This window comes from Lacrimispora sp., assembly GCF_046972725.1.
GTDB lineage: Bacteria > Bacillota > Clostridia > Lachnospirales > Lachnospiraceae > Lacrimispora.
On sequence record NZ_JBKVXF010000001.1, the window covers coordinates 1,212,735 to 1,223,712 of the forward strand.

Consider the following 10,978-nt stretch of genomic DNA (forward strand, 5'->3'; position numbering starts at 1 on the left):
GAATATTCAAAAAGGGCGCAGCAATCGTATACTACGCCCATTTTTTTAAATTAACCTTTTACGCCTCCGGCAGCGATACCGTCGATAAATGCATCCTGTGCACAGAAGAACACGATCAGAGATGGAATGATGGAAATTAAGGACATTGCCAAAATTCTATTCCACTGAAATCCGACATCACCATCCATGGACATACGTAAGTATATGGAGTTTGTATATTTGGGCATATCGGAAACATAAATAAGGGGTCCCATGAAATCATTGCACGTCCACATGAACTGGAAAAGCGCAACAGAAACCAGTGATGGTTTTAACATAGGAACAATTACATACCATAAGGTCTTAATGGAATTACATCCGTCAATCCTTGCAGCTTCCTCAAGTTCCTTTGGAACACCTCTTAAAAACTGTACCAGCATGAATAAGAAATAGGTATCACCTGCAAACAGAGAAGGAATTACCAGGGGAAGGTAAGAGTTAGTCCAGCCCCACTGGTTAAACATAATATACTGAGGTGCATTTAAAACTACCTGAGGTAAGAACAGAGTGGAAATCATTAAAGAGAAAAGGATTGCTTTTCCTTTAAATTCAAAACGTCCGAAACCGTAAGCAGTAAGTGTAGCAGATATAACAGTAAATATAACCTTCGGTACTACGATCTTATAGGTATTAAGCATGGATTTGATCAGATTGATCTTTCCGCCGTAATCAACAAATGCGTTGTCATAGCCATCCATTACCGGATTCTTAGGCCAGAACCATGCACTGGTAAAAATCTCTGAGTTCGTCTTAAAAGTAGCTCCCACCATCCAGATCAGGGGATATACCATAATAAAGCCAACCAAGATAAGTAATGTATAACGGATTACTGTGCTGATTTGTCTTCTTGTTTCTTTCGTCATGTCATCTACCTCCCGTCCTCATCTGAATAATAAACCCATTTCTTCTGGCTTACAAACGCTACTGCCGTAAAGGTCATGACGATCAGGAACAGAATCCATGCCTGTGCACTTGCCATACCCATCTTATGACGTAAGAACGCATTATTGTAGATTAAAATGGAAATCAATGTTGTTGCTCCGTTGGGTCCACCCTTTGTTACAAGGAATGGTCCGTTAAATTCCTGGAACGCCTGGCATAACTGAGTAATCAGATTGTAGAAAATAACCGGTGTGATAAGCGGCACTGTGATCTTGAAGAACTGAGTCCACTTTCCTGCTCCGTCGATTGAAGCCGCCTCGTATAAATCTTCCGATACTCCCTTTAAAGCTGCCAGGAAGATAACCATGGCAGAACCAAACTGCCATACACGAAGAAGTACGATAACAGCCAACGCACCGTTTGGAGTTGCCATCCAGTTGATTTTTTCTGCACCGAAAACACCAATTACAGTATTGATCAGACCGTCGGTATTAAATACAGCTCTCCATAAAATGGCAATTGCAATGGAACCGCCCAAAATGGAAGGAATGTAATATGCAGTTCTGAAAAAGTTAACACCTTTTAGTTTAAAATTTAGAATATATGCAATGAACAATGCAAATAACAGCTTTAACGGAACATCAAAAATAGCATATTTGAATGTTACAAAGAAAGCTCTTCTAATATCAGAATCCGTGAAAATCTTATCATAGTTCATCAGACCTGTTTTTGTAACACCATTAAACAGATCATAATTTGTAAAGCTGTAGTACAGTGAAGAAGCGAACGGATAAACCTTAAAAAGTATAAATCCAATCAGCCACGGTAATACGAAGAAGAATCCTGCATTTTCTGTCAGGAACTTGTGAATACCCTTAGACTTCATACTGCTTATACCTCCTGTTTTTTAAGTATAATATGTTGTGCGCGGATCATGTTTTCTAACCCAGCCCATGTTTGATTATCGTTCCCCGCGATAGTTTGCCATGCAAGTTCCCCGAAATTGCTGTATTTCTCCGTTTGAAGCACGCCGATATTGCATGCCCTCAGGATGGAATAACCGATTTCCAAAATTTCAGAAGAATTCGGGAGGTTTTTCATCTTCTCCGTGACTATAACCTTAAACAAATCCCTTAATTCCCTATAATATTCATAGATCTCTTCTGACATCTGACTGATGGTTTCGATCAAAGCAATCAGTTCACTTCCTGTAAATGATGCTTTATTCCGAAACATGGCAGCAATTTCATTATAATGTTCTTTTCTTTTATACTTTGTCTCATACGCCGTGATAAATGGCATGAAATCCAAAGACCATTCCTTTGAATTGACTGCTGACTCAATCTTCTGCCTGTATTCCTCATTGTCTGTTTGCCCATAAGCAAAAAAATAAGCTAAATAATCCTGCATCGGCAGACCTTCTGCCGTCCCTTCCGGGGCCTCCAGCGTATTTAAACGGGTCAGCACAAATTCTTTGTAAGCTTCTTCTCCGGTAGCCTCATACATCTGTACCGCTCCTGTCAGCTGGTATGGTTTCAATGTCTCGTTTCTGCATTCCATGACTTTTGTCTGCCCTTTTCTCTATGGGAGCCGCCATATCATTATGGCGGCTCTTATGAAATATTTATTGCTTTTTTAACGTCTCGTCAAATCAGCTTTCCAATGTATCAGTAACTCCCTTGATCAGCTCGCTTGCAGCCTCTTTAGAATCAATTTCACCGGCACTTAACTTACCAAATACTTTGTAGTAAACGCCGTCTGGATTCGCCTTTAAATCATTGTGCTCAAATTTGGGGTCCAGAGTAAACTTGCTGTACTCCATAACCTTTGTATTGGCTTCAATAGTAAGCGGATCTCCAAGCTTATTGTCTTCAAGAATCTTTAAGCCAGCTGCTGAACATGGAATTCCACGCTCTGTTGAACTGATCTTAACGCCTTCCTCATCATTTAACAGGAAATTGATCAGCATAGCAGCTTCCTTTGGATGCTGAGAATTGGCTGAAACTGCAAATGCCATAGAAATTTTAGTAAATCCGCCGTTGTTGTCGCCCATCTTAACGAAATCACCAACTACAAATTCCTGTCCTGGCTTGTTTACACTGCCTTCAAGCGCTTTTTTGAATTTGGAAGCAGAGGAATCCCATTCAAAGATACCGGCATACTTTCCGTCAATCCATTTTGCATTCTTATCAAGAGAATCAGCCATATCGCCCTGAATGGTAGCCAGAGTCGGAATGACATGCTTTGTTTCAAGTCCGGTAATGAAATCCATACCGTCTTTTACTTCATCTTCAGTGTAATTAATTGCCCCATCTTCTACCCAGTTTTTGCCATATTTAGATTCCAGATAATATACCATTAAGATCATGCGGTCATATTCGCCAAGTGCAAGCGGATACATATCAGGATCTTTTGCCTTAAATGCTTCCCCAGCTGCATACAGAGAATCGAGATCGGTAGGAATTGCAACTCCAACCTCATCAAAAGCAGTCTTGTTCCAGTAGAACAAACGTCCGGTCAAAGAAATCGGAACAGCCATTAATTTGTTATCCACTTTGCAAAGGTTAAGACTTTCTGGTGTGAACTGTGTCAAATCAAGAACGTCGGAGTAATCTTCCAGATTAGCGAATGATTTACCGCCCTGGCTGTAAGATTCAATCCAGTTCCAGTTGATCTGCATAACATCAGCCGCATTGCCGCCCAAGATATTTAAGGACTGCTTTTCTTCCCAGCCTGTCCATGCACCGTACTCCGGAGTTACTTTAATATTCGGGTACTTTGCTTCAAAAGCTTTGATTGCCTCTTCTGTTGCTGCGTGTCTGGTATCACCACCCCACCAGGAAAACTTGAGTTCCACCGGCTCTCCGGAAGTTGTGCCTGAAGCCTCTGCCGAAGTTGTCTCTGCCTCTTTGGTCGTTTCAGCTGCACCGGTAGATTCTGTGGTGCTGCTTTTACTGCTTCCGCAGGCAGACAAAGACATAGCCATAACAGCCGCTAACCCCATCGCTGTCCACTGTTTGATTTTTCTCATCTTTCTCTCTCCTTTTTTCTTACACTCATAAATGAGTTCTTAAAAAGCCCGGTGCAATATTTACACATTTCGACAATTTTCTACCCTTCTGCGTAAGCGCTTACACTGTGCTTTTTCTATATTATAACACCTCTTATGTTATAATTCATTTCAAATACAGCACAAAACATTGCATATATTGACATCCTATGATATAATTTTAGTAATATTAGCCAAGGAGATTACGATTTATGAAAGTACTTACCTCATATTCAGACGGAATTGACCACTGTATGGCCTCCAGATACTTCTCTATTGCACATCTTCATAAGGAATCAGGCATATTAAGTATGCACAGTCACCAATGCTATGAATTTTACTTCTCCATCAGCGGCGGGCGGACATTTTTAATAGATGAAAAAAATTACCGGATAGAACCTGGCAATTTGTTTATGATCAACCAGCACGAAAAGCATCAGGTACTGCAGATGGATACTTCTGCGCCCCATGAACGGTATGCTGTTTTTATTGATCCCGGTTATTTGAAATCCATTTCAACACCATTGACGGACTTGACCTACTGCTTTACCCACCGGCCGGAGAAATTTTCCCACCGCATTGCATTGAACCAGAGCCAGCAGAGACGTCTTACTTACTATATTAATAAATTATCCACAGAGGGAGGCTTTGGACAAGATGTGGAGGAGCGTTCTGCCTTTGCAGAATTTATGGTCTTTATTACAAAAATGACGATTGATGCATCTCTTGGTGATGCAACCAAAGATCAGAGACAGTATTTCAACAGTAAAGTAGCCGATATTATCACCTATATCCATCACAATATCGATTCCCCCCTAAGCATTGGTGAAATAGCCGCTCATTTTTATCTAAGTTCTTCTTACCTTTGCAGACTTTTTAAGAAAGGGACCGGGACTACGATTAACTCCTATATCACAACCCGCCGCATTGAACTGGCCCAGACGCTTTTGTCAGGCGGCTACAGCGTCAATGAGGTATACAGCATGTGCGGCTTTAATGATTACAGCAATTTTTTTAAAGCATTTACCAAAAAAACCGGTATTTCTCCGAAAAAATATGCCCAGAACAGCTTAAGCTAAACCGAAGGACCGGAGCCTGTATGGATTGGCTCCGGTCCTTCGGTTATTGATCAGCAATGAAATTCCCAGCCAGTCCGTTTCATCTCCGTATAGGCCAGAAGGAACGGTCCCACTCCCTTTGCATCATCTTTTACAACGGGCTCTGACATATAATAGTCAAATGTGCCGTTTCTTCTTCCCTTTCCCCCAAGTCCTGCTACAAGGCAAATACCGCCAAGGCTCATGTTGCCTTTTTCAAGATCAAGATACCTTTCACAGATTCCCTCAAATGCCTTCTTGCCGTACTGAGCATAGGATTCGGGAAGATATCCCAAACGCACCCCTCTTAAAATCGCATAGGAAAATATGGCGCTGCCGCTGGTTTCCAGATAATTTTGGTCCATTCCGCCTAAATTGACTACCTGATACCACATACCGCTTTCATCCTGGTACTTTAGCATGGAATCAATAAGATCTATAAATTCTTCTTTCATCCCTTTTAATTCTTCTGCATCGGCAGGATCGGCCTTGTCCATGGTATCCAGTAAAGCCATGGCATACCAGCCAAGTGCCCGCAGCCAGAAATTCTGGGATAATCCGGTAACCTTATCGCACCAGAACATCTCCCGTTCGGAATCATAGGCATGATAATAAAGGCCGGTCTCCGTATCCTTCATGTGCTCTTTTACATTCATGAACTGGCGGTAGATATCACTGCAGTTCTTTTTGTTATTGAAACGGGTCTCATATTCCATATAGAACGGCTGGCACATGTAAAGGCCGTCAAGCCATACCTGATTGGGATATATATTTTTATGCCAGAAATTGCCTTCTTTGGTTCTTGGCATCATTTCGATCTGGCTGTAAACCAGATCAATGGCTTTTCTGTATTTTTCCTTACCGGTCAGGTCATAAAGTTCAAACAGTGTTTTTCCTGCATTGACATTGTCAATATTTTTCTCCTCCACGTCATAACCGTCGATGGTGCCATCCTCTCTCACCCGGTGATCAATAAAAGCATCGGCAAATTCCAGATATCTGGAATTTTTTGTAATGGCATACATCTCTAAGATTGCTTTGATCATACAGCCGTCTATATAATTCCAGCCTGACTTTTCCCCCTGAAGAATCTTCTCAATGTTCCAGACCGGACGGTCCGGCGTGCTTTTCTCCATCAGCTCATTGATATACCTTTCAATTGCATCCATGCTCGTCTTCCTCTCTCTGCGTTCTTGTCTGAATTTATTTATCCTGCGGCTGTTCCATACAAATTCGGTTTTTTACGGATTCCCTTTCCACCAGGCGGTTTTCCAGCCATACATCTTCCGGCCGGATTCCCTCCTCCATGTAGGTTAGAAGCATTTTCGTTCCCTCCACGGCAATCCTTGTGGCATTCCGTTCCACGGTGGTCAGCCTCATATCAGCATAACCGGAAATATCCAGGTTGTCAAATCCTGTCAATGAAATATCCTCCGGCACCTTCAGCCCTCTCTCCGCAGCAGCATTGGCCGCACCGGCGGCCATCTCATCGTTAAAGCACAACAATGCGGTCAACTCCTTATGATTGTCAAGAAGTCTTCCTGCGGCCAGCCTTCCGCTGTTATAGCGGTAATTCCCGTATTCTACGGGAATGCTTCCGGCATCAAGTCCCCACCGTTTTGCTGCCCGGTTAAAGCCCTCATGGCGGAGCAGCGTTGCCTCCAGATCAGGGTCACCTTCTATCACTCCAATCTTTCTATGCCCGTTTTTTAAAAGATGCTCCATGGCTTTTTCCATTCCTCCCTGCTCATCCGTAACAACCGCAGGGATATCTTTGGATACCCTCCGGCTGATGGCTACCATGGGGATCTTTTTCTCCCAGGCTTCCTCTATGAATTCCCCATCCCAGTCTCCCTGGGACATGATTAGCAGACCATCAAAATTGCTCCGGTTCAAGGTTCCCGGCTCATGCATATCCATACATTTTACGATCACATGATATTTACTTCCAATGACACTGTTTACACCAATCAGCACGTTGTGCAGAACAAACGGTGATGTGGACCTGCTTATGGTGGAAAAGCATAGCCCGATAATATTTGATCTTGACTTTTTTAAAGTAACTGCCGCCTGATTCGGCACATACTCAAGTGCACGGGCAATCTTAAGAATCTTCTCCTTTTTCTTTTCTTCCACAGACCCGCTGCCGTTTAAAGCCCGTGAGACCATGGAATAAGAGACGCCTGCGCAAACAGCAATGTCTTTTATCGTTACTGACATTCCTATCCCCTCCCTTTAAGACTATCATAGCATATATGAACCTTGTTGCAAAGGTTTGCAACCAATCGGAAGTTTTTTGTGTATTTCTTATTTATTTTCATAATTATATGGCATTATTTTATGCTTATTTCATTATACTTCAAAATGTTAGATTTTTAACACGCAAAATCCGGCCTTCTTTTGGATAATATTCATAATAAATTATTCTATTTTTATTCATTTTTTACCTTTTATCTTTTGTAACTTATGGTAATATAGTTGGAGTGTGTAAGTGCTTACACTCTATTTAGAAATTCGGCAGAAAGCCGTAACTACTTGCTAAAACATACGGCAAAAGAAAGTGAGGAACAAATTATGAAAAAAAAGCTGACCAAAGTTATGGCAATCGCTTTAGCAGCTGCTATGGGATTATCCCTGACAGCATGCGGCGGTTCCCAGGGGAAAGCGGAAAACACAGCTCAGGCAGACGGAGAAGGCGGTGATGCAACGCTTCGTATTTCCTGGTGGGGCGGTGATGACAGACATACTGCAACCGAAGAAGCAGTTAAGAAATTTATGGAGAAATACCCGAACATTAAGGTTGAAACAGAATACGGCGCATGGACAGGCTGGGAAGAGAAACAGTCTCTTGGCATCTTAAGCGGAGAATGTGCTGATATCATTCAGATCGGTTCCAACTGGGTAAAGGATTACAGCAGAGGCGGAGAATCCTACTTAGACCTTAACCAGTACTCCGATGTTCTTGATTTGACTCAGTTTCCACAGGATAAATTAAAATCCAATGAAATCAACGGAAAGCTGATGGCTGTTCCGATTTCCTTAACCGGACGTTTATTCTACTGGAACAAGACCACTTTTGATGAGGTTGGGGCTGCAATTCCAACAGATGAAGCATCTCTTCTGGCTGCCGGTGCTGCTTTCAAGGCATATGGCGATGACTACTATCCTCTGGCTCTGGGCGAATATGACCGTGCCATCTTCATGGTATACTATCTGGAATCCAAGTACGGAAAAGAGTGGATCGAAGACGGTAAATTAAACTACACGGAAGCTGAGATCAAGGAAGGTATGGATTTCTTAAGAAAATTAGAAGACGAACATGTAATTCCTACGATCGCAACCATCAGCGGTGATATGGCTGATTCCCTTGATAAGAATGCAAAATGGATCGACGGTAAATATGCAGGACTTTTAGAATGGGATTCCGGCGTTTCCAAGGTAAAAGCTGCTCTGGAAGGAAGTGTGAACAAGCCGGGACAGGAATTCATCATTGGTGACTTCATCAAATTTGGTGATTTTAACGGTGGTTCCACCAAGATTTCCATGAACTTTGCAATCAAAGCATCTACAAAGTATCCAAAAGAAGCTGCCATGTTATTAAACTATCTCTTAAATGATCCGGAGGGTGTGGAAATTTTATCAACGACCCGCGGTGTTCCTTGCTCTGCTGCTGCTATCAAGGTTCTTGAAGAAAAGAATATCGGTGATGCTATGACTAAGGAAGCAAATGCAAAAGTATTGGATTACTGCAAATTCCTTCAGGATCCTCAGTTCGACAACAGCGAATTAAAAGCAAACCCAGACGGATTGTATTACAAAGTATTCGGTAAATTAAGCTCAAAGGATATTACTCCAGAGGAAGCTGCAAAAACTTTATACGATGGTGTAGTAACCATTTTAGAAGAAGACTAATACATTTATTATGCTGTGAGAAAGGATGGGCCGGATTATGAAGCAGTTTACACAGAAGATTTTCGTTTCAGAGGAGCAGGCAGGTCATAAAAAATCAACTGCTCCCGCCAGTCTGAACGCTTATATCCTTGATCCGATATCCCTTTCCAGTGACCGCAGACGTCCGGCAGTGATTATCTGCCCGGGCGGCGGTTACGGGCATTTATCGGACCGGGAAGGGGAACCGGTAGCCATGCAGTTTCTGTCTATGGGATACCATGCCTTTGTTTTGCATTACAGCGTGGCTCCCGATGTTTTTCCTTATCCCCAGATGGAGCTGGCTGCAGCCGTATCATCGGTTCGCTCCCGTGCATCGGAATGGCAGATTGACCCGGAAAAAATCATTGTGGCCGGTTTTTCTGCTGGCGGACATCTGGCCTGCAGCCTTGGGGCCTTCTGGAATCAGGAATTTCTTTACGGCCCTCTTAAGGTTACTCCCGGCGATATCCAGCCGAATGGTCTGATTCTTGGTTATCCGGTCATTTCTTCCGGTCCCTGTTGTCATCCCGGTTCCTTTATCAATCTGTTAGGAACCAGGGCAGAGGATGAAGCCAGCCGCCGTCTTGTATCCCTGGAGCACCAGGTTGGACCCCATACTCCAAAGACATTTATCTGGCATACCTCCACGGACGATGCGGTTCCCGTAAAAAACAGCTATCTGCTGGCCGACGCGCTCACCGGGCACGGAGTAAATGTGGAAATGCATATCTATCCGGTAGGCTGCCACGGGTTATCTCTGGCGACACCGGAGGTCTCCGGAGAAGACGGAAAATACATTGTTCCTCAGTGTCAAAGCTGGATTCCTCTGGTTCATACCTGGATGGAAAATCTGTAACAACAGGATATACAAAAAATGCGTCTTGACAGGGCCTGTAAGCCTTATCAAGACGCATTTTTTATTTCTTATTTATCTATGGCTGTTTTATCTCACCAGCATCTTGCTGATCTGATACTGGTCTTCCGGAATGTCTTTTGTCATAGCCAGAGCTTCCTGGATATCAATATCAACATAGTCTCCATGCTTATAGCCCACGACACGGTTGCTTTTTCCCGCGCAAAGAAGTTCCACTGCTCTTGCCCCCATAATGGAAGCGTAGACACGGTCTTTGCAGGTAGGCGCTCCGCCTCTTTGCATATGTCCCAATATGGTTGCCCTAGTTTCAATGCCGGTTGCAGCCTCAATTCTTCTTGCCATGGATGCAGAATGGCCGATTCCTTCCGCATTGATGATGATATGATGCTTTTTCCCGCGCTTTCTGTTGTCTATGATACGGTTGATCAAAGACTGCTCGTCACCGTCATACCGCTCCGGAAGAAGAATATCCTCCGCACCGTTGGCAAAGCCGCACCAGAGAGCAATATAGCCTGCATTGCGTCCCATTACCTCAATGATGCTGCAGCGTTCGTGGGAGGTCGATGTATCACGGACCTTATCAATGGCTTCCATGGCCGTATTTACGGCAGTGTCAAAACCAATGGTGTAGTCCGTACATGCAATATCCAAATCTATGGTTCCCGGAAGTCCGATGGTATTGATTCCAAGTGCAGACAGCTTACCGGCCCCGCGAAAGGAACCGTCTCCGCCAATTACAACAATGCCGTCAATATTGTGCTTCCGGCAGATCTCAGCGCCTTTTTTCTGTCCCTCGGCTGTGATAAACTCCTGACATCTGGCTGTATAAAGAATGGTTCCTCCGCGGTGAATGATATCAGATACACTGGTGCTGTCCATATCCACAATTTCCTCCTGCAGAAGGCCCGCGTATCCCCTCATAATTCCCTTTACCTTTAACCCTTTATGGATTGCAGTCCTGACAACGGCACGGATCGCAGCATTCATCCCAGGTGCATCGCCGCCGCTGGTTAATACGCCAATGGTTTTAACTTGATTTGCCATAGTAACTTCCTCCTGATTTACGGATATCTATTTTTATTTGTTTTTCATTTCGTACATGTTGTA

General features: G+C 43.4%; 10 protein-coding genes. 3 read left to right on the plus strand and 7 right to left on the minus strand.

All coding sequences use genetic code 11. From position 1 onward, the window contains the following. Window positions 1-50 precede the first annotated feature (50 nt). From ACLTWA_RS05850 to ACLTWA_RS05865, 4 genes are all read right to left on the minus strand, one after another. Complete coding sequence (locus ACLTWA_RS05850; RefSeq protein ID WP_412326646.1) at window positions 51-902, minus strand: carbohydrate ABC transporter permease; 852 nt, start codon at window positions 900-902, stop codon at window positions 51-53. 5 nt (window positions 903-907) lie between these two features. Continuing rightward, window positions 908-1,807: a carbohydrate ABC transporter permease gene (locus ACLTWA_RS05855; RefSeq protein WP_412326647.1), complete on the minus strand. Its 900-nt coding sequence runs from the start codon at window positions 1,805-1,807 to the stop codon at window positions 908-910. A 5-nt stretch (window positions 1,808-1,812) separates the two neighbouring features. Continuing rightward, window positions 1,813-2,481 carry a hypothetical protein gene (locus tag ACLTWA_RS05860; RefSeq protein WP_412326648.1) on the minus strand — a complete coding sequence of 223 codons (669 nt, stop codon included), beginning with the start codon at window positions 2,479-2,481 and terminating at the stop codon, window positions 1,813-1,815. Between the two features lie 91 nt (window positions 2,482-2,572). Next, a complete protein-coding gene (locus tag ACLTWA_RS05865; protein WP_412326649.1) occupies window positions 2,573-3,952 on the minus strand; it encodes an ABC transporter substrate-binding protein in 1,380 nt (459 codons plus the stop codon). A gap of 230 nt (window positions 3,953-4,182) precedes the next feature. Here ACLTWA_RS05865 and ACLTWA_RS05870 point away from each other — a divergent pair, with 230 nt between their 5' ends. After that, on the plus strand, window positions 4,183-5,049 hold the full coding sequence (locus ACLTWA_RS05870) for an AraC family transcriptional regulator (protein ID WP_412326650.1): 867 nt from the start codon (window positions 4,183-4,185) through the stop codon (window positions 5,047-5,049). A 50-nt stretch (window positions 5,050-5,099) separates the two neighbouring features. Here ACLTWA_RS05870 and ACLTWA_RS05875 read toward each other — a convergent pair whose 3' ends face one another. Then, the gene (locus ACLTWA_RS05875; protein ID WP_412326651.1) at window positions 5,100-6,236 is read right to left on the minus strand and encodes a glycoside hydrolase family 105 protein; all 1,137 of its coding nucleotides are present in this window, start codon (window positions 6,234-6,236) and stop codon (window positions 5,100-5,102) included. Between the two features lie 34 nt (window positions 6,237-6,270). Beyond that, the gene (locus ACLTWA_RS05880) at window positions 6,271-7,287 is read right to left on the minus strand and encodes a LacI family DNA-binding transcriptional regulator (protein WP_412326652.1); all 1,017 of its coding nucleotides are present in this window, start codon (window positions 7,285-7,287) and stop codon (window positions 6,271-6,273) included. Window positions 7,288-7,638: 351 nt separating this feature from the next. On the opposite strand from ACLTWA_RS05880, the gene ACLTWA_RS05885 reads away from it, so the two are divergent. Next, on the plus strand, window positions 7,639-8,979 hold the full coding sequence (locus tag ACLTWA_RS05885; RefSeq protein ID WP_412327189.1) for an ABC transporter substrate-binding protein: 1,341 nt from the start codon (window positions 7,639-7,641) through the stop codon (window positions 8,977-8,979). Between the two features lie 37 nt (window positions 8,980-9,016). After that, the gene (locus ACLTWA_RS05890; RefSeq protein ID WP_412326653.1) at window positions 9,017-9,853 is read left to right on the plus strand and encodes an alpha/beta hydrolase; all 837 of its coding nucleotides are present in this window, start codon (window positions 9,017-9,019) and stop codon (window positions 9,851-9,853) included. 87 nt (window positions 9,854-9,940) lie between these two features. Here ACLTWA_RS05890 and pfkA read toward each other — a convergent pair whose 3' ends face one another. Then, on the minus strand, window positions 9,941-10,915 hold the full coding sequence (gene pfkA, locus ACLTWA_RS05895; protein WP_412326654.1) for a 6-phosphofructokinase: 975 nt from the start codon (window positions 10,913-10,915) through the stop codon (window positions 9,941-9,943). Window positions 10,916-10,978 lie beyond the last annotated feature (63 nt).